Source organism: Lachnoclostridium sp. An118 (assembly GCF_002160985.1).
Classification (GTDB): Bacteria; Bacillota; Clostridia; order Lachnospirales; family Lachnospiraceae; genus Claveliimonas; species Claveliimonas stercoravium.
In genome coordinates, this window is record NZ_NFLQ01000012.1 from 53,494 (window position 1) to 77,365 (window position 23,872).

Annotated in this window: 22 protein-coding genes; 17 read left to right on the forward strand and 5 right to left on the reverse strand. The window is 53.0% G+C overall.

Features of this window, described 5'->3' with window-relative positions; genetic code table 11:
• Positions 1-82: 82 nt before the first annotated feature.
• The 9 genes from B5E62_RS11060 (at position 83) to B5E62_RS11100 (ending at position 12,641) form a co-directional block, all read left to right on the forward strand.
• Positions 83-928, forward strand: coding sequence for a class C sortase (locus B5E62_RS11060; protein WP_087174627.1), 846 nt, complete (start codon positions 83-85; stop codon positions 926-928).
• Entirely contained in the window at positions 925-1,833 is a 909-nt protein-coding gene (locus B5E62_RS11065) for a class C sortase (RefSeq protein ID WP_087174628.1), read from the forward strand. Before B5E62_RS11060 ends, B5E62_RS11065 begins: the two co-directional genes overlap by 4 nt.
• Entirely contained in the window at positions 1,797-2,720 is a 924-nt protein-coding gene (locus B5E62_RS17270) for a transcriptional regulator (protein ID WP_242957863.1), read from the forward strand. The genes B5E62_RS11065 and B5E62_RS17270 overlap by 37 nt, the downstream gene beginning before the upstream one ends.
• 128 nt (positions 2,721-2,848) lie before the next feature.
• Positions 2,849-4,222 carry a D-alanyl-D-alanine carboxypeptidase family protein gene (locus tag B5E62_RS11075; RefSeq protein ID WP_087174629.1) on the forward strand — a complete coding sequence of 458 codons (1,374 nt, stop codon included), beginning with the start codon at positions 2,849-2,851 and terminating at the stop codon, positions 4,220-4,222.
• Between the two features lie 510 nt (positions 4,223-4,732).
• The gene (gene ileS, locus B5E62_RS11080) at positions 4,733-7,879 is read left to right on the forward strand and encodes an isoleucine--tRNA ligase (protein WP_087174630.1); all 3,147 of its coding nucleotides are present in this window, start codon (positions 4,733-4,735) and stop codon (positions 7,877-7,879) included.
• Positions 7,880-7,902: 23 nt separating this feature from the next.
• Positions 7,903-10,380, forward strand: coding sequence for a glycogen/starch/alpha-glucan phosphorylase (locus B5E62_RS11085; RefSeq protein WP_087174631.1), 2,478 nt, complete (start codon positions 7,903-7,905; stop codon positions 10,378-10,380).
• Between the two features lie 44 nt (positions 10,381-10,424).
• A complete protein-coding gene (locus tag B5E62_RS11090; protein ID WP_087174632.1) occupies positions 10,425-11,321 on the forward strand; it encodes a SpoIID/LytB domain-containing protein in 897 nt (298 codons plus the stop codon).
• 42 nt (positions 11,322-11,363) lie between these two features.
• Positions 11,364-12,164 carry a M23 family metallopeptidase gene (locus B5E62_RS11095; RefSeq protein WP_087174633.1) on the forward strand — a complete coding sequence of 267 codons (801 nt, stop codon included), beginning with the start codon at positions 11,364-11,366 and terminating at the stop codon, positions 12,162-12,164.
• 219 nt (positions 12,165-12,383) lie between these two features.
• Positions 12,384-12,641, forward strand: coding sequence for a GIY-YIG nuclease family protein (locus B5E62_RS11100; RefSeq protein ID WP_087174684.1), 258 nt, complete (start codon positions 12,384-12,386; stop codon positions 12,639-12,641).
• On the opposite strand, the gene trhA is transcribed toward B5E62_RS11100, so the two are convergent.
• The gene (trhA, locus tag B5E62_RS11105; RefSeq protein ID WP_087174683.1) at positions 12,619-13,272 is read right to left on the reverse strand and encodes a PAQR family membrane homeostasis protein TrhA; all 654 of its coding nucleotides are present in this window, start codon (positions 13,270-13,272) and stop codon (positions 12,619-12,621) included. The two genes, B5E62_RS11100 and trhA, sit on opposite strands and share 23 nt — an antisense overlap.
• 230 nt (positions 13,273-13,502) lie before the next feature.
• Here trhA and B5E62_RS11110 point away from each other — a divergent pair, with 230 nt between their 5' ends.
• Positions 13,503-14,120 (forward strand): ECF transporter S component, encoded by a 618-nt coding sequence (locus tag B5E62_RS11110; protein ID WP_087174634.1) that lies wholly within the window; start codon positions 13,503-13,505, stop codon positions 14,118-14,120.
• Between the two features lie 98 nt (positions 14,121-14,218).
• Here B5E62_RS11110 and rbr read toward each other — a convergent pair whose 3' ends face one another.
• The 3 genes from rbr to B5E62_RS11125 form a co-directional block, all read right to left on the reverse strand.
• Positions 14,219-14,755 carry a rubrerythrin gene (rbr, locus tag B5E62_RS11115; RefSeq protein ID WP_087174635.1) on the reverse strand — a complete coding sequence of 179 codons (537 nt, stop codon included), beginning with the start codon at positions 14,753-14,755 and terminating at the stop codon, positions 14,219-14,221.
• A 135-nt stretch (positions 14,756-14,890) separates the two neighbouring features.
• Positions 14,891-15,433, reverse strand: a complete 543-nt coding sequence (locus B5E62_RS11120; RefSeq protein ID WP_087174636.1) for an NADH peroxidase — start codon at positions 15,431-15,433, stop codon at positions 14,891-14,893.
• A 94-nt stretch (positions 15,434-15,527) separates the two neighbouring features.
• Positions 15,528-15,923 (reverse strand): Fur family transcriptional regulator, encoded by a 396-nt coding sequence (locus B5E62_RS11125; RefSeq protein ID WP_087174637.1) that lies wholly within the window; start codon positions 15,921-15,923, stop codon positions 15,528-15,530.
• 318 nt (positions 15,924-16,241) lie between these two features.
• On the opposite strand from B5E62_RS11125, the gene B5E62_RS11130 reads away from it, so the two are divergent.
• Both B5E62_RS11130 and B5E62_RS11135 read left to right on the forward strand, forming a co-directional pair.
• Positions 16,242-17,183, forward strand: a complete 942-nt coding sequence (locus B5E62_RS11130) for a C40 family peptidase (protein WP_087174638.1) — start codon at positions 16,242-16,244, stop codon at positions 17,181-17,183.
• A gap of 482 nt (positions 17,184-17,665) precedes the next feature.
• Positions 17,666-17,866, forward strand: a complete 201-nt coding sequence (locus B5E62_RS11135; protein WP_033126123.1) for a DUF1858 domain-containing protein — start codon at positions 17,666-17,668, stop codon at positions 17,864-17,866.
• Positions 17,867-17,964: 98 nt separating this feature from the next.
• Here the strand turns inward: B5E62_RS11135 and B5E62_RS11140 are convergent, their stop codons facing one another.
• Positions 17,965-18,696, reverse strand: coding sequence for an adaptor protein MecA (locus B5E62_RS11140; protein WP_087174639.1), 732 nt, complete (start codon positions 18,694-18,696; stop codon positions 17,965-17,967).
• A gap of 479 nt (positions 18,697-19,175) precedes the next feature.
• Between B5E62_RS11140 and B5E62_RS11145 the strand changes: the two genes are divergently transcribed.
• The 5 genes from B5E62_RS11145 (at position 19,176) to upp (ending at position 23,833) form a co-directional block, all read left to right on the forward strand.
• Positions 19,176-19,397 carry a hypothetical protein gene (locus B5E62_RS11145; RefSeq protein WP_087174685.1) on the forward strand — a complete coding sequence of 74 codons (222 nt, stop codon included), beginning with the start codon at positions 19,176-19,178 and terminating at the stop codon, positions 19,395-19,397.
• Positions 19,398-19,517: 120 nt separating this feature from the next.
• Positions 19,518-21,317: a glycosyl hydrolase family 18 protein gene (locus tag B5E62_RS11150; RefSeq protein ID WP_087174640.1), complete on the forward strand. Its 1,800-nt coding sequence runs from the start codon at positions 19,518-19,520 to the stop codon at positions 21,315-21,317.
• Between the two features lie 107 nt (positions 21,318-21,424).
• The gene (locus B5E62_RS11155; RefSeq protein ID WP_242957865.1) at positions 21,425-22,108 is read left to right on the forward strand and encodes an N-acetylmuramoyl-L-alanine amidase; all 684 of its coding nucleotides are present in this window, start codon (positions 21,425-21,427) and stop codon (positions 22,106-22,108) included.
• Between the two features lie 25 nt (positions 22,109-22,133).
• A complete protein-coding gene (locus B5E62_RS11160) occupies positions 22,134-23,183 on the forward strand; it encodes an L-threonylcarbamoyladenylate synthase (RefSeq protein ID WP_087174641.1) in 1,050 nt (349 codons plus the stop codon).
• A gap of 20 nt (positions 23,184-23,203) precedes the next feature.
• Entirely contained in the window at positions 23,204-23,833 is a 630-nt protein-coding gene (gene upp, locus B5E62_RS11165; RefSeq protein ID WP_087174642.1) for a uracil phosphoribosyltransferase, read from the forward strand.
• Positions 23,834-23,872: the final 39 nt, after the last annotated feature.

Below are 23,872 nucleotides of genomic sequence, written 5' to 3' on the forward strand. Positions count from 1 at the left end.
ACATACCGGAGCAGACCGCTTCGGTATGTTCACTGCTTTAAGGGGGATTTGCATAGATTTTTCGTCAGAAGGGAGTGACTGGATGAAGAGGACAGTAGCGGGAGCCCTTGTGGCACTGCTGTTTCTGGCCGGTTTGTCTTTGCTTGCCTATCCGTTTGTGGCAAATGTATGGAATGATCACCGGCAAAAGCAACTGATGGACAGCTATCAGGAGACAGTTACAGAGAGAGAGACTGGAGGAGAGATTGATTATGAAGCCGAATGGCAGCGGGCGAGGGTGTATAATCAGGGACTTTTGCCAACGATCCTCCCGGATTCCTTCGCCGTGGCTGCCGCAGAGAAGGAGCCTGGCCGGGAATATATGGCCTGCCTTAATCTGGCAGGCGATGGGATCATGGGAAGTGTGGAAATCCCGAAAATTGATGTTACACTGCCGGTTTTCCACACGACAGCGAAAAATATCCTGCAGCAGGGCGCAGGCCATCTGGAGGGGAGCTCACTGCCTGTCGGCGGAGAGGGAACGCACGCTGTGATCTCCGCCCACAGAGGCCTCCCCAGCGCGGCGCTTTTTACTGACTTGGACAAGCTGGAGGAAGGAGATCATTTCCTACTCAGGGTGTTAGACGATACTCTCTGCTATGAGGTGGACAAAATTTCGGTCGTAGATCCGGAGGACACAGGCAATCTGGCTGTAGAGGACACGGAAGATCTGGTGACGCTTCTTACCTGTACGCCATATGGGGTGAATACACAGCGTCTCCTTGTGAGGGGACACCGGGTTCCCTATGACCCGGAACTGGTGGAGATGGAGAAGCCGGGAGTTCTGATCGGCAGTCTCCACACGAACTATCTGTTCTGGCTGCTGTTTGGCCTGGCTGTGACGGCGGCGCTTGTATTCTGCCTATACCGAAGGGAGAGAAAGCGATGAGACGGGCATGGATGCGGACGGCCGCTGTTCTACTTTTTGTGGCAGCAGCGGCACTTCTATCATTTCCGGCCGGGCAGCGGGCGGTGAGGGGGTACCGGGATGGACTGGAGATCCGGACGTTCGAGGAGAACAAAAGCCAGGAGACAGACGGGTATGTGCGTCTGCGGGAAAGCATGGAAGAGTACAACAGGCGCATTTTTACTCAGGGCCAGAGCGGGCTGAGCGATGCCTGGGGCTATGAGAAAGGCGCATTTAATTTTGAAGGGACAGGGCTGGATGACGAGATGATCGGGTATATCTCGATCCCGGCTATGGATATAAGACTGCCGCTCTATATAGGGGCCAGTGAGGAGAATCTGATGAAGGGGGCCGCCGTCCTGGCGCAGACCAGCATGCCGCTTGGCGGGGAGGACACGAACTGCGTGATCGCCGGGCACAGAGGCGGTTACTTCGGCCAAGCGGTTTTCAGGGATATCGAGGTACTGCGGGCTGGCGATACGGTGGAGATCACAAATCTGTGGGAAACGCTGGAGTACGAGGCTGTCAAGTGTATTGTCATATCGCCGGACGACCTGGATGCGGTGAAGATCCGCCCGGGGAGAGATATGGTCACTCTGGTCACCTGTCATCCCTACACACACAATTATCAGCGGTATGTGGTGTACTGCTCCAGAAGCGGACAGGACAAAACGCAGGACAACAGGGGGGAGGAAGCGGCCAGTCTGCCGTACGGTCTGCCGTACGAACCGTCTGGGGATGCGGTGCGAAGGGAGGATATGCTGACCGCAGTGGGGCTTATCGTCCTGGGTGCGGCGGCAGTTTTTGGTGTAGCAGAAATATACAGGAGAAGGAAGGGCAGGCGGAAGTCATGGAAAAAGACAGGGAAAACGGGAAAAAGGATCTGACAGGCCGGCGCTTTGGACATCTTGTTGTCCTCGAGAAGACGCAGCGCAGGGAAAATTGTTATGTAGTGTGGCTGTGCCGCTGCGACTGCGGAAATACAATCCCCGTGAGCACAAAGAAGCTGACTCGGGGGAGCGTGAAGGACTGCGGCTGTGTCCCGCGGGAGACTGCGAGGAGAGGAGCCTGTGCGGAGGATCTGACAGGCCGGACTTTTGGGCATCTGACAGCGGTATGCCGGTCTGAGAACCGGGGAGGAAGAACATGCTGGATGTGCCGCTGCGACTGCGGAGGCGAGAAGATTGTTTCAGCCAGGGACTTAAAGAGCGGAAAAGTCAGAAGCTGTGGCTGTATGTGGCATGTGAAAGGCAGGAATATAGTAGAGCTGAGCGGGCAGAAGTTTGGCAGGCTGACGGCAGTTTCCCCCACGGGAGAGAGGAATGTGCATGGTACGGTGTACTGGCTGTGCCGCTGCGACTGCGGCAGTGAGATCATGGTGGCAGAGAGCAGTCTTGTAAGCGGATCCTGTAAGAGCTGCGGCTGTCTGAGGAAGGAGAATCAAAAGAAGATCGGTGGCAGGCTGCATCGGGTGGACGGCACTTGCGTGGAGTTCCTTGAGAAACGAAAGAGCAGAAGAGACAATAAGAGCGGCTTTCGCGGCGTTTACCAGATGCCGAACGGCAGGTACAAAGTCAGTATAGGATTTCGGGGAGAGAGGATATCGCTGGGGACTTACGGAGAGTACAGCGATGCCGTCCGGGCGAGAGTCGAGGCAGAACAGCGCATTTACGGCGGCTTCTTAAAAGCATACAGAGAGTGGGAGAAAAAAGCGGCTGCGGATCCGGAATGGGCGAGACGTAATCCTTTTACAACGAAGACAGGGCAGGACTGATCCTGTGGAGACGGGGTGTGGAAAGCAGGTGAAAGACAGGCGCGGAAATCAGAACGTTTTTCTGGTTGTAGAAAAAGAGAAAATGGCCTATAATAATAGACGCAGATTCTTTGAGGAGACTATTGAAGATGAAAAATATAATACGGACGGCGGGATGCCTGCTCCTGTCGCTCATGCTTGCCGCGGCTGCGGTGCCGCGGGCAGTCCGCGCGACGGCGCCGCAGGATGGCGCCCAGTCCCAGGACAGCGTTCAGGGCACGGAGGCGAAGGACCCCTATCAGCAGCAGCTGGAGGATACGTACAAGCAGGAGGTCCAGACAAATAAGCTGAAGGAGTGGCCCCAGGGTCCCGGCATTTACGGAGATGCGGGGATCGTGATGGATGCGGAGACAGGGGCTGTCTTATATGGAAAGAATATTGACCAGCAGGAATATCCGGCCAGTATCACAAAGCTGCTGACAGCCCTTCTGGCTTTTGAGTACTGCGATATGACAGAGGATGTTGTGATCACGGCGGAGAGTCTCACCTGCCTTGGAGACGGTTATGCGTCCATCGGACTGAAGGAGGGGAATGTCATCTCCATGGAGCAGGCGCTCTACGCCATGCTTCTGGCCTCCTCCAATGAAGTGGCCTACGCGGTGGGAGAGACGGTGGCAAAGACCCAGGGAGAGGATTACCAGTGGTTCATAGACGAGATGAACCGCAAGGTGGAGGAGCTGGGAGGGACGAATTCCCATTTTGTCAACACCAACGGAGTCCACGAAGAAGATCATTATACCTGTGCCAGAGATATGGCACTGATCGCAAAAGAGCTCTTTGACTATCCGGAGTTCTTCACCATCTGTCAGACGACAAGCTACACCATACCGGCATCTGCCACCACGGAGGAGCATATATTCCAGCAAAAGCACGAGATGCTGGTGCCCGGCTACAGTGATTATTACGAGTATGCGGTGGGAGGAAAGACCGGTTACACGACCGAGGCCAACAACACGCTGGTGACCATGGCGGACAACGGAGAAATGAAGCTTGTCTGTGTCACCTTGAAGGTGTTCCCCGGGCATGTCTACTCTGACACAAAAGCACTTCTGGATTATGGATTCAGCAATTTCCAGCACATGGCCATTGATGTGGACGGCAGTCAGGGGATAGAAAAAATACTGGATACCGCAAGTGTCACGATCCCCTCCGGATTCGAGCTGTCCAGCCTGAAGTCGGACCTGGAGCAGGTCACAGGCGGGAACAGCACAGCTATCCTCTCCTACACTTATGAGGACAACCCGGTGGGAAGGCTCCAGGTCCAGGTGGACAAAGGAGCCTCCTTTGAGGAGGCGGGAGCGCAGGAGGAAGAGGAAGCTTCCGACAGCGGCGTGGGAAAAGTGCTGCTGGTCGGCGTGGTGGTCATTGTCCTGATACTGGGGATCCTGCTCCTCTTCACTGCCTGGTGCAGGAGGCAGAGGCGCAGAAGGCGCAGGGGCCGGCGGAGGCGAAGGCGCCGATGAATGGACCGGCCGATCCGCCCGGCGCGCCGTTTATCCCGGCGGACAGGCCGGAAGGATACGGGGCAGAATGTCGAAAATACAAGGGAAACCCTTGACTTACCAGGGGTTTCCTATTATAATTTTAGCGTGAAAAAAGTAATAGTATGATAGAACCATATGAGAAAGACCGTGACGAAGACAGTAGGGCATGTAGGAACGTCAAAGCGAGCCGGTGATGGTGTAAGGCCGGTACAAGTAGGATGTGCCTGAATATCACTTCAGAGTCGCAGCCTCCGAAAAGAGCATGAGTAGGAGCTGACGGAGTCCGCCGTTACCGGAAGGCATATGATAGTATGTTAGGTGGTTTATAAATGAAGGGAATACGACTTTCATCCTAATTCGGATGAAGGTCTTTTTTTTCATAAATGTTCCAAACAATATACACAATAGCACAGGAGTTAGTGTAATTCCGGACGTAACCCTTTTAAAAAGGGTTACGTCCCCTGTTAACATTTTCACAAGGAGGAAGCCATGTACAAGAAAGTTCCAACAGACCTGAATTTCGTGGACCGGGAGAAAGAGGTCGAGAAATTCTGGGAAGACAATCAGATTTTTGAAAAGAGTATGGAGAACCGCAAAGAGGGTGAGACCTACACCTTCTACGACGGGCCGCCGACAGCCAACGGCAAGCCCCACATCGGTCATGTACTGACCCGTGTCATCAAGGACATGATCCCCAGATACCGCACCATGAAGGGATACATGGTGCCCAGAAAAGCGGGTTGGGATACCCACGGTCTGCCGGTGGAGCTGGAGGTGGAGAAAGCTCTTGGCCTGGACGGCAAGGACCAGATCGAGGAGTACGGTCTGGAGCCGTTCATCAACAAATGTAAGGAGAGTGTCTGGAAGTACAAGGGCATGTGGGAGGACTTCTCCGGCACAGTAGGCTTCTGGGCAGATATGGAAAATCCATACGTCACATACCACAATGATTTCATCGAGTCCGAGTGGTGGGCGCTGAAGAAGATCTGGGACAAGGGACTTCTCTACAAAGGTTTCAAGATCGTTCCCTACTGTCCGCGCTGCGGTACGCCTCTGTCCGCCCAGGAAGTAGCCCAGGGCTACAAGGATGTAAAAGAGCGCTCCGCCATTGTCCGCTTTAAAGTAAAAGACGAGGACGCCTACATTCTGGCATGGACCACAACGCCATGGACACTGCCCTCCAACATCGGTCTCTGCGTAAATCCGGATGAGGACTACGCAAAAGTAAAAGCTGCGGACGGCTATGTGTACTACATGGCACAGGCCCTGCTGGACACAGTCCTTGGAAAGTTGGCCACAGAAGATCAGCCTGCCTATGAGGTGCTGGAGACCTATACGGGAAAGGACCTGGAGTACAAAGAGTACGAGCCGCTGTACCAGTGTGCATATGACTGCGCGGCAAAGCAGAACAAGAAAGCGTTCTTCGTGACATGCGACAGCTATGTAACGCTGACAGACGGTACCGGCGTGGTTCACATTGCTCCCGCCTTTGGTGAGGACGACGCGAAAGTGGGCCGCAAGTACGACATGCCTTTTGTACAGCTTGTAGATGAAAAAGGAAATATGGGCGAGACCACCCCGTTTGCAGGTCTGTTCGTGAAGAAAGCAGACCCGGAGGTGTTAAAGGACCTGGATGCAAGAGGACTTCTCTTTGACGCTCCCAAATTCGAGCACAGCTATCCCCACTGCTGGAGATGCGACACACCGCTCATCTACTATGCCCGCGAGTCCTGGTTCATCAAGATGACAGCGGTGAAGGACGACCTGATCGCCAACAACAACACCATCAACTGGATCCCGGAGAGCATCGGAAAGGGCCGCTTCGGCGACTGGCTGGAGAATGTCCAGGACTGGGGCATCAGCCGGAACCGCTACTGGGGAACTCCGTTAAATATCTGGGAGTGTGAGTGCGGACACCAGCATTCCATCGGAAGCATCGAGGAACTGAAATCTATGTCCGACAACTGTCCGGACGACATCGAACTGCACCGTCCATACATCGACGAAGTGACCATTAAGTGTCCAAAGTGCGGCAAAGAGATGCACCGTGTGCCGGAAGTCATCGACTGCTGGTTCGACTCCGGTTCCATGCCTTTTGCACAGCATCATTATCCGTTTGAAAATAAAGAGCTCTTTGAGCAGCAGTTCCCGGCAGACTTCATTTCCGAGGCTGTGGACCAGACAAGAGGATGGTTCTACTCCCTGCTGGCCATCTCCACGCTGATCTTCAACAAGGCTCCGTATAAGAACGTCATCGTCCTTGGACATGTGCAGGATGAGAACGGCCAGAAGATGAGCAAATCCAAGGGAAATGCGGTGGATCCTTTCGATGCCCTGGAAAAATACGGCGCAGACGCCATCCGCTGGTATTTCTATGTAAACAGCGCGCCCTGGCTGCCTAACCGTTTCCACGGAAAAGCCGTTGTGGAAGGACAGCGCAAATTCATGGGAACACTGTGGAATACCTACGCATTCTTTGTGCTGTACGCGAATATTGACGAGTTTGACGCCACAAAATACACGCTGGATTATGAGAAGCTGCCTGTCATGGACAAATGGCTCCTGTCCAAGATGAACACACTGGTCAAAGAGGTGGACAGCCATCTCGGAAATTACCGCATCCCGGAGGCGGCCAGAGCGCTCCAGGAGTTTGTGGATGACATGAGCAACTGGTATGTGCGCAGGAGCCGCGAGCGCTTCTGGGCAAAAGGAATGCCCCAGGATAAGATCAACGCCTACATGACGCTGTACACGGCCCTTGTGACTCTCTGCAAGGCGGCGGCGCCCATGGTTCCTTTTATGACTGAGGAGATTTACCAGAACCTGGTGCGCAGCATCGATCCCTCCGCACCGGAGAGCATCCACCTGTGCGATTTCCCGGAGGCAGATGAGTCCCGGATTGATAAAGAGCTGGAAGCAAACATGGACGAAGTCCTGAAGATCGTTGTCATGGGCCGCGCATGCAGAAACACAGCCAACATCAAGAACCGGCAGCCCATCGGGCAGATGTTTGTGAAGAGCGCGGTGCAGATTCCGGAATTTTACCAGGATATCATCAAGGAGGAGCTGAACGTAAAGGATCTAACATTTACAGACGATGTGCGCGCCTTTACTTCATATACATTTAAACCACAGTTAAAGACAGTGGGACCAAAATATGGTAAAATGTTAGGTGGCATCAAGGCAGCCCTGGACGCGGTGGACGGCAACGCGGCCATGGACGAGGTCAATGCCACAGGAGCATTAAAGCTGGAGGTAAACGGGCAGGAGGTCACCCTGTTCAGGGAGGATCTTCTCATCGACACAGCGCAGATGGAAGGCTATGTGTCCGAGGACAACAATGGCATCACTGTGGTGCTGGACACAAATCTGACACCGGAACTTCTTGAGGAAGGATTTGTCCGCGAGATCATCAGCAAAGTACAGACCATGAGAAAAGAAGCCGATTTTGAGGTAACCGACAAGATCCATATCACCTACCAGGGAAGCGAGAAGGCTGAGGATGTCTTTGCCGCCCATAAGGAGGAGATCGGAAGCGAGACACTGGCGCTCACTGTGGAGAAAGCCGCACCCGCGGGATACGTGAAGGAGTGGAAGATCAACGGCGAGAACGTGACCATCGGAGTCGAGAGATAAGTCTCTAAGAAAGGAATGGAAAAATGTATAATCCCAGATTTGAAAAAAAGGCTTTTAAGAAGGAAGTAGAACACAACGTAAAGACCCTCTACCGCAAGACCATAGACGAGGCTACGCCACAGCAGCTTTTCCAGGCAGTATCCTACGCGGTAAAGGAGGCCATCATCGATGACTGGATCGCCACACAGAACCAGTTCAAGAAGGATGACCCGAAGACAGTTTACTATATGTCCATGGAGTTTCTGATGGGCCGGGCCCTGGGAAACAACCTGATCAACATGACAGCCTACAGGGAGGTAAAAGAGGCCCTGGATGAGATGGGCATTGACCTGAACACCATCGAGGACCAGGAGCCGGACCCGGCTCTCGGGAACGGAGGCCTTGGCCGTCTGGCGGCCTGCTTCCTGGATTCCCTGGCTACCCTCGGATATGCGGCCTACGGCTGCGGTATCCGCTACCGCTACGGTATGTTCAAGCAGAAGATCGAGAACGGCTACCAGGTGGAGACACCGGACAACTGGCTCAAGGAGGGAAATCCCTTTGAGCTGCGCCGGGAGGAGTACGCAAAGGAGGTCCGCTTTGGCGGAAATATCCGGGTAGAGTACGACGACGCTACAAACCGTACAAAATTTGTGCAGGAAAACTACGAGTCCGTTCTGGCTATCCCTTATGACATGCCTATCGTGGGCTACGGCAATCACCATGTGAACACCCTCAGGATCTGGGATGCCCAGGCTATCACGGACTTCCAGCTGGAGTCCTTTGACCGGGGCGACTACCACAAGGCAGTGGAGCAGGAAAATCTGGCCAAGACCATTGTGGAAGTACTCTATCCAAACGACAACCATTATGCGGGAAAAGAACTCCGCCTGAAGCAGCAGTATTTCTTCGTGTCAGCCAGCATCCAGGCGGCTGTGGCAAAATATAAGAGGTCTCACGATGACATCCACAGCCTGCCGGAGAAGGTCCTCTTCCAGATGAATGACACGCACCCCACGGTAGCAGTGGCAGAGCTGATGCGCATCCTTCTGGACGAGGAGGGACTTGGATGGAACGAAGCGTGGGATATCACCACCAAGTGCTGCGCCTACACAAACCATACGATCATGGCAGAGGCCCTGGAGAAATGGCCTATAGACCTGTTCTCCAAGCTCCTCCCGAGAGTGTACCAGATCATCCAGGAGATCGATCGCCGGTTCATCATCCAGGTGCGGGAGATGTATCCGGGAAATGAGGAGAAGGTAAAGAAGATGGCTATCCTCTACAACGGGCAGGTTCGCATGGCACATCTGGCCATCGTGGCAGGCTTCTCCGTTAACGGTGTTGCAAGGCTCCATACAGAGATCCTGAAGCACCAGGAGCTGAGAGATTTCTATGAGATGATGCCTGAGAAATTCAACAACAAGACAAACGGCATTACCCAGAGACGCTTCCTCATGCACGGAAACCCGCTCCTGGCAGACTGGGTGACAGAAAAGCTGGGAACAAAGGACTGGATCACAGACCTGTCCCTCATGTCCGGGCTGAAAAAGTATGCGGATGACCCGAAGGCCCTGGCCGAGTTCATGGATATCAAGTACAAAAATAAAGAGCGGCTCGCAGCCTATATTTTAAAACACAACGGCATCGAGGTGGATCCCCGGTCCATCTTTGACGTGCAGGTAAAACGTCTCCACGAGTACAAGAGACAGCTCCTCAACATCCTCCATGTGATGTATCTGTACAACCAGATCAAGGAGCATCCGGAGATGTCCTTCTATCCGAGGACCTTTATCTTCGGCGCGAAGGCATCCGCCGGCTACATCCGGGCAAAGGAGATCATCAAGCTTATCAACTCCGTGGGGGACGTGGTCAACAACGACCGCAGCATCAACGGAAAGCTGAAGGTCATCTTTATCGAGGACTACCGCGTGTCCAATGCGGAGATCATCTTTGCGGCGGCAGATGTCAGCGAGCAGATTTCCACAGCCTCCAAGGAGGCATCCGGAACAGGAAACATGAAATTCATGCTGAACGGCGCTCCCACACTGGGAACTATGGACGGAGCCAACGTGGAGATCGTGGAGGAAGTGGGGGCGGAGAATGCCTTCATCTTCGGACTGAGCTCTGAGGAGGTCATTAACTACGAGAATTACGGCGGCTATCATCCCCAGGATATCTATCACAATGACCAGGATATCCACAAGGTGGTGGACCAGCTCGTGGACGGCACCTACTCAAACGGCGATACCGAGATGTACCGTGACCTCTACAACTCCCTTCTCAACAATCAGGGCGGCAACAAGGCGGATATGTACTTTATCCTGAAGGATTTCCGCTCCTACGCAGAGGCCCAGAAGAAGGTGGAGGAGGCCTACAAGGATACAGAAGGCTGGGCAAAGAAAGCGCTTCTCAATACAGCCTGCTGCGGCAAGTTCACCTCCGACAGGACCATCCAGGAATATGTGGATGACATCTGGCATCTGGATAAGATCAAGGTGGAAGTAGACACGGAAGAATAAACAGACATCCCCTCTCATACACTACTGTATGGGAGGGGTTTTTTATGCGCAACAGACTGAAAAAAATAGGCTGCTACATCATCATCATCGTACTGCTTCCCTATATAGTGACCGTTTTCATGAACGGCCCGGCTGTCCCGGCAGGCACAGCTGTGAAGGAGACCTCTGTGAAAGTAAAGAAAGACGACACAGAGCTGGAGATGCCTCTGGATGAGTACTGCATCGGGCGCATGGCAAAGGAGATCCCTGCGGACTACGAGGAGGAGGTACTGAAGGCCCAGGCGGTGCTGGTGCGCACCTCTGTCTACAAGAGCATAAAGGAGGGGGGGACGCAGGTCCTTCTGGAGGATGATTTCTGGACAGAGGAGGAGATGCGTCAGCAGTGGGGAGGCAGCAGGTACTCCGGATACTACAGGAAGCTGGAGGATGCCTGGAAGGAAACGGAGGGACAAGTTGTCATGTACGGGGAAAACCTTGCCAACACTCCGTTTACGAGGCTGACGAACGGAAACAGCCGGGACGGAGGGGAGGTCCTGGGAAGCGGGGATTACCCCTATCTGAAGATAAAGGACTGCCCTCTGGACATCGAAGCTCCCGAGCAGATCCAGACAGTGACAGTGGACGACATGGATGCGGAGGTGACGGCCATGGACACGGCAGGCTATGTGACTTCCGTGCGGGTGGGACAGGAGACAGTGAACGGGGAGGAGTTCCGGCAGACTTACGGCCTGGCCTCCAGCTGTTTTATCCTGCAGAAGTATGACGGCAGGCTGCGGATCACCACAAGAGGGGTGGGGCACGGCCTGGGGCTGTCCCAGTACACGGCCAACGAGATGGCAAAGGAGGGGAAGGACGTGTCGGAAATCCTGCAGTATTTTTTTGAAGGGACCGAGATAAGAGAGGTGGCAGAAATCGTTACAAATTCCCGGGATACAGAATAATGCACCCTGCTTCTGGCAAAAATATAGCCAGAGGTGATGAATATGAATAAGAGACAGAAGCCCTCAAAATCCAGGAGAGGAGCAGGCATTACCCTCGCTGTGTGCTTTGTGGCTGCCGCGGTCATGGTGGGAACATATACACTACGGAACTATCAGGAAGCGAAGCGGCAGGAGCAGGCCCTGGCAGAGGAAAATGCGGACACAAAGGAGAAGGAGAGCCAGGAGGAGGCGGGCAGCAGCCTGGTCATCAACACCGAGGAGGACCCGGCAGACGGAGCGGCTGCGGAAGAGACACGGGACAGCGGGACACAGGACGCCGCGGGTGAGACTGCAGAAGGCCAGCCCGGCGTGACAGATACATCTCAGGGGACGCTGTCCGGGGATACGTCCTCCTACCAGACCTCCGGGAGTGCCGGAAATGTGGATTTCAATGGAGAGAGCATACTTCTGTGGCCGGTGGATGGAAATTTGATCATGAACTACAGCATGGACAAGACTGTCTACTTTTCCACCCTGGACCAGTACAAGTATAATCCGGCGCTTATCATATCCGGCGCAGAGGGAGACCAGGTGATCAGCTCCACCACGGGAATCGTGAAATCCATTGACGAGAGCGCCCAGACAGGCACCACTGTCAATATTGATATCGGAAATGGCTATGAGCTGTTCTACGGGCAGCTGAAGGATGTGACAGTCAGCACAGGGGACTATGTGGAGGCGAAGACAGTCATCGGCTACGTGGCGCAGCCCACAAAATACTACAGCGTAGAGGGATGCAATCTATATTTTGAGATGAGAAAGGACGGACAGCCGGTCAATCCCATGGACTACATGGCCGACTGAGAGGGGATTGGCCGAGACCGCCGGGAGCAGCTGAAAGGGACGCCGGGAGAGCGTCCCTCTTTTGTGTCTTGCCAGCAAAGCACTGCTTCCGCTATAATAAAAAACAGTGGAAGGCTGGGGCAGAATGGAAAATCCAGTCGAAGGATGGGGATAACTTGTGCAATGAGTGTGGATAAAGTGGATAACTATGTGGATAATCCGGAAAAGCCCGTGGATAAAATGGGAAAAGGCAACTGTACATACATCGTAAAGTGCAGGGACGGCAGCCTCTATACCGGCTGGACCAACGACCTGGAAAAGAGGCTCAGGGCTCACAACGAGGGGAGAGGGGCCAAGTATACAAAGAGCCGCAGGCCGGTCACCCTTGTCCACTGTGAAGTTTTCGGGACAAAGGAGGAGGCCATGCGGCGTGAATACGAGATAAAGCATATGTCCAGGAAGGAGAAGGAAAAGCTTATAACACAAAAGCGTACATGACTACAAAGTGGCAGGCGCTTCCGGCCATCACAAAGAGATGGAAAATCTCGTGGCTCCCAAAATATTTGTGCTTTCCGTTAAAGATAGGGAGCTTCAGGGCGTAGATGACACCGCCGATAGTGTAGATGATACCCCCGGCCAGGAGCCAGCCAAAGGCCGCCGGTGACATGGAGTTGAGGATCTGTGTAAAAGCCAGTACACAGGTCCAGCCCATACCGATGTAAAGCACGGAGGATACCCACTTGGGACAGTATACCCAGAAGGCCTTCAGGACAATGCCCAGGATGGCGATACCCCACACAATGGAAAGCAGGAGGATGCCGGTACGGTTCCTGAGGACCAGAAGGCAGATGGGAGTGTAGCTTCCTGCTATGAGGACAAAGATCATCATATGGTCTATCTTCTTCAATATCGTATTTACTTTTCTGGAACGGTCAAACGTGTGGTATGTGGTGCTGGCCGCATAGAGGAGGATGAGGCTCACCGCATAGACCGCTATGGATATCACATAAATCCTGCTGGGCTCGTGCATTGCCTTTATGAGAAGGGGAACGGCAGCGAAAATGGCCATCAGCATGCCGATAAAATGTGTGATCGCGCTTCCAGGATCTTTTACATGTGTCTTGATCATCTGTGTCATAACTATACCTCCTAGAAATTGATATTATTAAAAGTAGTTTTCAAAACCACATCCATGCTTATATACATTATACCCCCTCATGTGAAAAAAGCAACAGAAGAAATACGAAATTTTTTCTTAAATCCATAACTGGTATGATTAAAAAAACCAAAACTGGATGTTTATATGAAGCCAGACCGGTGCTATCATAGACATACGATATAAGGAAAGGAAGTAATCGTATGGAACAGAGAAATCAGACAGTCATGAAACTTGCTCAGACGGCTATACTTGCCGCTCTGTGCTACGTGTCATTTACCTATCTTCAGATAAAGATCCCCATGCCGGGAGGAGATGCCACCTCCCTTCATATAGGAAATGCCTTCTGTGTGCTGGGAGCCCTTCTCCTGGGCGGATGGTACGGAGGGCTGGCAGGCGCCATCGGGATGGGAATTGCGGATATCATGGACCCCATCTACATAACCGGAGCGCCCAAGACCTTCCTGCTGAAGCTGTGCATCGGGCTCATCACAGGGCTGGTCGCTCACAGGATCGCCAGGATAAATGAGAGCAGCGACAAAGCGTACGTGGCAAAATGGAGCACCATAGCGGCCGTGGCAGGACTTGGATTTAATGTGGTCGCTGACCCGGTGGTGGGATACTTTTATAAGATGTACATTCTGGGGCAGCCCCAGCAGATGGCGGAAGTGCTGGCAAAGTGGAGCACGGCGGCAACCTTTGTGAATGCGATCGTCTCCACGGTCCTTGTGTCCTTCCTGTACAATGCGGTGCGGCCTGTCCTCCTCCGCAGCGGTCTTTTGTCCGGCGAGAACAGGCACACCCGTCCCATGGCTCAGTAGTCTGCTATAATAGAAGACAGAGGACAGACGAAAAGGGCGCCCGCCCGGAGACTCAGGTCTCCGGGGCAGGCGCCCTTCCTGTCGCTTCAGTTCTCTTTTTAGTAGTTCTCAGCCTTTCTCTCAAAGTAAGCCCTCGGATGATTGCATACCGGGCATACTTCCGGCGCTTCCTCGCCGTAGTAGATGAAGCCGCAGTTGCCGCATTTCCATCCAAGAGGAGCCTCGCCCTTGAAGGTCTCGCCTGCCAGGTAGTGCTCAAGGAGTCTCTTGTAGCGGGCCTCGTGGGCAGCCTCTACTCTTGCAACGCCCTCGAATTTTTCAGCCAGCTCTTCAAAGCCTTCCTCCCGGGCTTCCTCGGCCATGCGCTTGTACATGTCTGTCCACTCGTAGTTCTCGCCCTCAGCGGCATCCTTCAGGTTCTCGGCAGTGTCGCCGATGCCGTGGAATTCCTTGAACCACATTTTTGCGTGCTCCTTCTCCTGGTTTGCAGTCTCCTCAAAGATGTTTGCCATCTGTACAAAGCCTGCTTTTCTGGCAGCGCTTGCATAGTAAGTATATTTGTTGCGGGCCTGTGACTCGCCTGAGAATGCTTCCATAAGATTTTTTTCTGTTTTGGTTCCTGCGTATTTGGACATATTTTTTCCCTCCTGCAATATAAGTTAAAGGTGCTGCTTGTAAAATAAGGCTTGCAGAACTGTCATCCTGCAAGCCTTGTGTAAGCGTCTGTCTGTGACGACAATATGATCGATCTGTATGGCCGGAGCTTTATCTTAGCCAAAGTATCTCTTGAGGAGTCCCTCGAAAGCTTTTCCGTGACGAGCCTCGTCTCTTGCCATCTCGTGAACTGTGTCATGGATCGCGTCAAGATTTGCGGCCTTTGCACGTTTTGCAAGATCAAATTTTCCGGCTGTAGCGCCGTTCTCAGCGTCTACACGCATCTCAAGGTTCTTCTTTGTGCTGTCTGTGACAACCTCGCCCAGAAGCTCTGCAAATTTAGCAGCATGCTCTGCCTCTTCCCAGGCAGCCTTCTCCCAGTAGAGGCCGATCTCCGGATATCCCTCTCTGTGAGCAACTCTGGCCATTGCCAGATACATACCAACCTCAGAGCACTCGCCCTCAAAGTTAGCGCGAAGGTCTGCAAGGATGTCCTCGCTTACGCCCTGTGCAACGCCTACAACGTGCTCAGCAGCCCACTCTCTGTCTCCTGTCTGCTCTTTGAATTTCTCAGCAGGTGCATGACAGACCGGACACTCAGCCGGAGCTGCCTCTCCCTCGTAAACATAGCCACATACTGTACAAACAAATTTTTTCATGTCTTTCTACTTCCTTTCTTTTTATTTTTTATATTTTAATATCAGTAATTGTTACTGATATTAATTTACACCTTTTTGCTCTGATTGTCAACACTTATTTTGTATTCTTTTTTAAACAATCGCCACAGGTTCCGTAGAACAGAGCCGTGTGATGGTCTATACATCCATCAAAACACTTTTCGGCAAGTTTGTCAATGGAATCTAAGGGGTCCATCTTCAAATCTATCACCCTGCCGCAGGAGGTACATATTACATGATAATGCGGACTGGTCACCGCATCAAATCGGTCGCCGCCGTCCGGTGTGGTGATCTTCGTGATCTCTCCGATGTCGGCGAGCAGGTTCAGGTTGCGGTAGACAGTTCCCAGACTGATGCGGGGAAATTCTTCGCGCACATGCATGTAGACAGTGTCAGCGGTAGGATGTTCTTTTGTGCCTGCAAGAAATTCCTTGATAGCCTCCCTCTGCCGGCTGTATTTCAGAGTTGCCATATGCCAGCCTCCTTCCTGTATAAATTTATAAAATGCTCCAGCAGTCACTAATAATAATGATAATGATTACTGTAATTTTATTATAGCATTCCTGCCTGAAAAGTCAATCAGAAAATAAATGTGTAACAATTTGTAACATTTATCGACAGAAAGTCTGTGGGAGATTAAGAAAAACATAATAATATAGTGCTCAAAATGCAGGGACACTGTGTTGACAAACGGTTGCCGCACTGATATAATCTTATCGTAACATTTGTAACAATTCTGTAATATTTACAAAAGATAAGAAAACATAAACAAGAAGTTAGGAGGCTGTTTATGAAGTTATCTTTTAAAAGAGGATTGTTCATCGTTACTTTGACTGGAGTGATCTCAATTTCCGGGGAGAAGGCGGAGGCGTCTGACAGAACGGCAGAGATGTCCCTGCCCGGAGTGGGAATTGAGGCGGTGCTGGATGGCTGCAGTGCGTCTGACAGAGAGATAGACGTGGAGAGCTATCTCGTGCCGAGTGAAAAGGGTGAGTATTCAAATATGGCGTTCGCAAACGTCAGTACAGATACTTTTCTGTTTGTGCGGAGCGAACCAACGACACAGAGCGAATGGGTTGGAAAGCTGTACACGGATTACGCGGCAAAAGTCACAGGTCCTGTGGGTGAGTGGACGAAGATCGAGAGCGGGTCCGTCAGCGGCTATGTGTACACGCAGTACATTATAATAGGAAACAACGCACAGCAGAAGGCCCAGGAGCTGATACAGTCCTCTGAAGGCCGGAGCGAGGAGAGCGCCTTTCAGTACGCGGTCTCCAGGCAGGAGGAAGAGGAGAGGCTCGCGCGGGAGGCGGCGGAGGCGGCAGCCGCTCAGGCGGAGGCCGAAAGACAGGCCGCCGAGGCGGCGGCTCAGGCCCGGTCGGCCCAGGCGGGGACAGGGCAGGCCATTGTGGATTACGCCTGCCAGTTTATCGGAAATCCCTATGTATGGGGAGGGACAAGCCTGACAAACGGTGCGGACTGCTCCGGATTTGTGCAGTCCGTATACGCGCATTTCGGCATCAGCCTTCCCCGGACCACCTGGGACCAGGAGTATGCCGGCACAGCGGTCAGCTATGACCAGGCCATGCCCGGAGACCTGATCCTGTACGAGGGACATGTGGGGATCTACATGGGAGACGGGCAGATCGTAAATGCTATCAATCCCTCCAAGGGGATTGGCGTGATACCCGCCACCTGCATGCAGATCAAGACGGTGCGCAGAGTCATATAAAGGAGAACGGTACAAAAAGCCGGGCAGAGCGCGACATGCTCCGCCCGGTTTTTGTGACTGAGGGATACCCCTGTCACTGCCGGATGGTAAACATAGGGATAATTTTATTATGTCACACTCCGAAAATCGAAATCATGTGCAATTTACACAAATTTGTAAAATGCTGTAAAAAAATGGAAAAAACACTTATCCAAGTTATCCACAGAAAAAAACATGAAAAAGGTGGAAAAATCGAAGTTTTTGAAAACTTATCCACATTATCCACATCGAAATCCCCCATTTTGGTGGATTACTTATGGTAAACAAAAGAACGCATGTTTTGTGGAGAAATGATAAAAATTTGTTTTTGTCGAAAAAGCGGGGATGGAAACTTGACAAACAAATAACCAGAATTTTACGAGAAATTAATTTTAAATGTTTACACAATGGGGCAAAGCGGATATAATAAGGAATACCGAAAGATAAAGGAGGCGTAACAGAACATGGTAACAAAGGAAATGACTATCGGCGAAGTGCTGAACATCAATATGGATATCGCACCGATCCTCATGGAAATCGGAATGCACTGCCTGGGCTGTCCTGCATCACAGGGGGAGTCACTGGAAGAAGCAGCAATGGTACATGGCATTGACGCAGATTTACTGGTAGAGAAGATCAATGCATTTCTGAAGGCAAATGCATAGGGACTTATCAAGCCCGTCTGAGAAATATATTTGAGATGCAAAGAACGGAAGGTGCCGGCTGGACCGGAACCTTCCGTTCTTCTTTTTTGCTTTCATTTTTAAATCTCCGCCAGCTGCTGCACGGCGTCGCCCGACACCAGCATCTCGCAGTGCTCCTCGAGGAACGCCAGGGAGGCGCTGGACGCCTTCTCCAGAGAGCCGTACTCGGAGAGCATGTTGCAGATCCTGTTGAAATCCCTTGTCTTCAGGTCTGACTGTGTCAGTACAAGGATGTAGAGGTCTGCCTTCTGGTCTTTGTATAATGTGTTGGAACCGAAATAGATGGATTTCAGCAGATGGGCTGCCTGGATCACCTGGTCCATGGTCTCAAAGGAGAAGAAACGGAGTGTGGGCTTCTTTTCTTCCCCGGCCGTATCTGCGGAAGGCTTCTCCGACAGGGCGGAAACGCTTTCCTTTACTTTGCCGATCAGGTTCAGAAGCTCCTCTGCCCCCTCAAGCTTCTCAAGAGCGCTTTCTTTTGCGGACTCCCAGTCACCTCCGGGTGAGGGAGCGAATTTAGAAAATCTGGTATCCAGTTCCTCCGGATCCTCGACCTTCGTGATTATCAGCACGATAGAGTCAGCCGACGCAGGTATCGCCTCTATCATAAGAGGGATATCATCTGCCTCAAAGCCGAACTCGAATGCCGCCTGTTGCATCATGTCATGGAAAAGTGATTTTGCTTTTTCAGTTCCGTAGGCTAACTCGCTGAGCTGGAGCTGCCGGGCTGCCAGATCGGCACGGGTAAGAGTGCATCGGATCTGGTTGTCGTTGATCTTCTCAATCTTCATAGTATCACTTCCTTTTTCACAGTATAGCATAAGGGATAAGTCAAGTTCAATAAAATAAAAATAAAAAAAGCTTGCGTCAACATAATGGCTGGTGTATAATACACTCACAGAAATTAGTATTCCCATTTCACTTATTCTTAGAATGGATCTGCAGGGTCAGATTTATTTATCAGAGATTTTCAGGACAAGATCAGGTAACCAGTCAACCATTTATTTTCCAAAAAAGTCAGAAGAGATAAGCTTTTATCCAATCTACAGATTTTGATCAGATCTGTCATCCGTGTGACAGGCCAGGATTTTCAGCAGGAGCAGGTCCGAAGGACAGCGGCGCGGCTGTTGAGAATACGGTTTCTGTGAGAAGGCCTATCCTGATATATCACGCACTTCCAAGAGGAGACGGGCCTTCCGTTGTTTTTGTCATATTCCATTTTATGCGGCGGGCGGAAAAAGTTTCGCCCAGGCAGAAAAAGGAGGCAGCTATGCCGGTGGATACAAAGGAATTTCAGGAGCTGTTCAGAGAGCTGAACGGCTACGAGAAAAAGGGAGTATACATAGAGCTTGAGGGGAAACCGGCAAGCCCGACACAGATTGTACAGGCGCATATGCTGAGGGAGGACTCCGGCTATATGCGGGATTATGTGCTCAACGAGGAGGGAGATCTGAAAGCGCTGTACTTCGATCATATCGACAGGGAAAAGTAGACAATAGAAAGACCGTACACTGCGGACACCCCTCGCAAAAGTCTTGAAAATGTCGAAATATATAATGACGTGTGCCTGAAACATTGGTATAATAATGTATATGTGTGTGGGAGGTGCAGCATGGATCAGAGACGCAGAAGGAGAAGACCTGCGCGCGGGCGGAAGCAGTCAAGGCGCAGAAGGAAGAGAAATCTCATCCTGAAGACAGGATTTTTCATTATAGTGATCATAGCGGCTGTTGCAGCGTTCTTTTTGTGGAGGCGGTATGGCCCTTCGGATGAACAGGCTGACAGGAATGGATATTATGGAATAGAAAGTGATGGTCAGCTGGCTATTGTCGTGAATAATGAAGTGCTTGAACCAAGGGGGATGCTCTCTGACGGAAGAGCCTACGTGGAGTACGCCATCGTGCGGGACTACATCAACTCGAGGTTCTACTGGGATCCAGGTGAGAACGTGCTGCTCTACACCCTTCCCACTGACACGGTCAGCGTGGGTGTGGGGGCCAGCGAGTATACTCTCGCAAATCAGAAAACGAGCACAGACTACGTCATTTTGCGGACAGAGGGAAGTACAGCGTACATTGCGCTTGATTTTGTGGCTCAGTACACGGATATGTCCTACGAAGTCTTCACCGACCCGGACAGAGCGGTCGTGGTGACAGAGACGGAAGAGACAGTGGCAGAAGTGAAGAGAGACACCCAGGTGCGCTATCAGGGCGGGGTGAAGAGCCCCATCCTGACAGAGGTCTCCAAGGGGGACACAGTGGCAGTCATCGAGGATGAGGGCGACTGGAAGAAGGTGCGCACCCAGGATGGTTTCATCGGATATGTGAAGCAGAACAGGCTCAGGAACGAGGAAAAGACAACATACGACAGAAGCTTTGAGGAGCCTGTGTACACTAATATTTCAGAAGACTACGTGATCAACATGGCATGGCACAATGTGACCAACTCCGACGCCAACAGCAGCGTCCTGGAGATGATCGCCAGCACCAAGGGGCTGACTACCATAGCCCCCACCTGGTTCCACGTGGCCGACACGTCCGGGAACCTGGAGTCCATCGCCAGCTCGGAGTATGTGAACTATGCCCATCAGTCCAACATCGAGGTGTGGGCGGCTATCCGGGATTTCGACGGGGGCATCAGCTCCCAGGAGGAGTCCTACGCGCTGCTCTCCAGCACCTCCAGCAGGACAAATCTCATCAACCAGCTGATGGCGGCTGTGTTCCAGACCGGGATCGACGGCATCAATGTGGACTTTGAGATGATATCGGAGGAGTGCGGCGAGCACTACATCCAGTTCATCCGGGAGCTGTCCGTGCAGTGCAGGAAGAACAACATCGTGCTCTCCGTGGACAACTATGTCCCGCAGAACTACAACCAGCAGTATCACCGGGAGGAGCAGGGCGTTGTGGCGGATTATGTGGTCATCATGGGATACGACGAGCACTACGGCGGGTCCCCCGAGGCGGGCTCAGTGGCTTCCTACGACTTTGTGAAGGCGGGTATTGAGAACACGCTGAAAGAGGTCCCGGCGGAGAAGGTGATCAATGCGGTACCTTTCTTCACGAGAGTGTGGGAGGAGACGCCCAAGACGGAGGAGGAGATTGCCGCCGCCCAGGGCACAGATGCCGCTGAGTACACTATGAATGTGACCAGCACTGCCTACGGAATGGCGGACGCCAGAGCCGTGGTGGAGCAGGCGGGAGCCCAGATCACGTGGGATGAGACCACTCAGCAGAACTACGCTACCTGGGAGGCGAACGGCGTCACCTACGAGGTGTGGCTTGAGGACGCCCAGTCCCTGGAGCCGAGGCTGAAGCTCATGAAGGACTATGGACTGGCCGGGACAGCCGCATGGCGTCTGGGACAGGAGACATCGGACATCTGGGAGCTGATACTGCAGTATGTCAATTAAAATAAAAACAGTCTGAAGAAGGCATTAATAAGCGCCCTCTGGCAGGCATATACTATAGACGTATCTGGAAACGATATCTCTGGTATATGCGGACAGGGGGTGCTTTTTTGCTGAAAAGGATCATGGAGCTTTTGTTTGCTCTGGCCGTGCTGGCCGGGCTTCTCTTTGCCGGGGATAAGGTCCGGACCTATGTCAGCGTGCAGCAGGAAAATGTCAGGAGAAATCTGGTGGTCCTGGATCCGGGACACGGCGGGAAGGACCCCGGGAAGGTGGGGGCGGATGAGGAGCTGGAAAAGGATATCAACCTGGCCATCTCCCTGAAGGTGAGGGAGAAGCTGGAAGAAGACGGGATGGAGGTGGTGATGACAAGGGAGGAGGATGTCATGCTGTCGGACGGGGACGCGGACAACAAGAAGCTGGAGGACCTGAACAGCCGGATCGACATCATCAATGAGCAGCAGCCTGCCATCGCTGTCAGCATCCACCAGAACAGCTATTCCGACCCGGCGGTAAGGGGAGCCCAGGTCTTCTACTTCACCCACTCGGACAAGGGGAAGCAGGCGGCGGAGGCTCTGCAGAAGGAGCTGCTGGAATTTGACCAGGAAAATACAAGGGATATCAAGGCCAATGACACCTACTATCTGCTGAAAAAGACGGAGGTACCCACCGTGATCGTAGAGTGCGGTTTCCTCTCCTGTCCAGGGGAGGCGGAGCTGCTGACGGACGAGGCGTACCAGGAGGAGCTGGCCGGGGCTATCGCCAAAGGGATTGAAAGCTGGGTGGTAAAATAGGCCGATTGATGCTATAATAAAGGGCATGAAGACAAGAGTAGAAAAAATAGACAGAGAACAAATGAATATGGATATCATACGTGCAGCCGGTCATATCCTGGAGCAGGGCGGACTGGTTGCATTTCCTACGGAAACGGTGTACGGACTGGGAGCCAACGCCCTGGACGAGGAGGCGGCCAGAAAGACCTACGCGGCCAAGGGGCGGCCGTCGGACAATCCGCTCATTGTCCATATCGCTGACCTGAAGGATTTGTACCCCATCGCGGGGAAGGTGCCCCAAAAGGCGGTGACTCTGGCAGAGAAATTCTGGCCGGGCCCCCTGACCATGATCTTTGACAAGAGCGGACTCGTCCCCCACGGGACAACAGGGGGGCTGGAGACTGTGGCTGTGCGCATGCCGGATGACGCCGCGGCACTCGCCCTTATCCGGGCGGCAGGCGGCTACGTGTCGGCGCCAAGCGCCAACACATCGGGGAGACCTAGCCCTACGACAGCCGGCCATGTGCTGGACGACCTGGACGGCAGGATCGACATGATCCTGGACGGAGGCCCGGTCCACATCGGTGTGGAGTCCACCATCGTGGATATGACAGTGGACCCGCCCATGATCCTGCGGCCGGGAGCTGTCACAAAGGAGATGCTGGAGGAGACAGTGGGCGAAGTGGCCGTGGACCACACGATACTCGCGGCAGACAGCAAGACGCCGCCCAAGGCACCCGGGATGAAGTACCGCCACTATGCACCCAGGGCGGAGATGACGGTGGTGGAAGGCCCCCTCGAGCGGGTGGTGGACAAGATATCTGAACTGTCTGCAGCCCGGGAGGAGGAGGGGCACCGCACGGGGATCATAGCCACCCGGGAGACCATGCACAGGTACAGCGGCAAAAATGTAAAGTGTATAGGAACAAGGGAGGATGAGAGTACAGTGGCCGCCAATCTGTATGCTATCCTTCGGGACTTTGATGATGACGGGACAGAATTTATATACAGTGAAGCATTTGCGTCTGACGGGATCGGGAGCGCTGTCATGAACCGCCTCCTGAAGGCCGCGGGGCATCATGTGATAAATGTTTAAAAGTGCAGGAGGAAAAAAGAATGTCAAATGTGTACGTAATGGATCATCCGCTGATCCAGCATAAGATCGGACTGCTCCGGAGAGAGGAGACAGGCTCCAGGGATTTCAGGGCCCTTGTGGGGGAGATTGCCATGCTCATGTGCTATGAGGCGACGAGAGACCTGAAGCTGGAGGATGTGAAGATCACCACTCCCATCTGTGAGACCACAGCCAAACAGCTGGAGGGGAAGAAGCTGGCCATCGTCCCCATCCTCAGGGCGGGCATCGGTATGGTGGAGGGCATGCTTGCCCTGATACCGGCGGCCAAGGTGGGACATATCGGCCTGTACCGGGACCCCGAGACGCTGGAGCCGGTGGAGTACTACTGCAAGCTGCCGGCAGACTGTGACGAGAGGGAGGTCTTCGTGGTGGACCCGATGCTGGCTACAGGCGGCTCCTGCGCGGCGGCCATCGAGCTTTTGAAGGCAAAGGGAGTAAAGAAGATCCGTTTCCTGTGTACCATCGCCGCGCCCGAGGGCGTGGAGAGGATGCGCAGAGAGCACCCGGATGTAGACCTCTACATCGGAGCCCTGGACGACCATCTGAACGACCACGGTTACATTGTGCCCGGCCTTGGCGATGCGGGAGACCGTATTTTCGGGACAAAATAGGAGAGCTGGATGTCAGGGGAGCGGAACAGGAGGCATTTT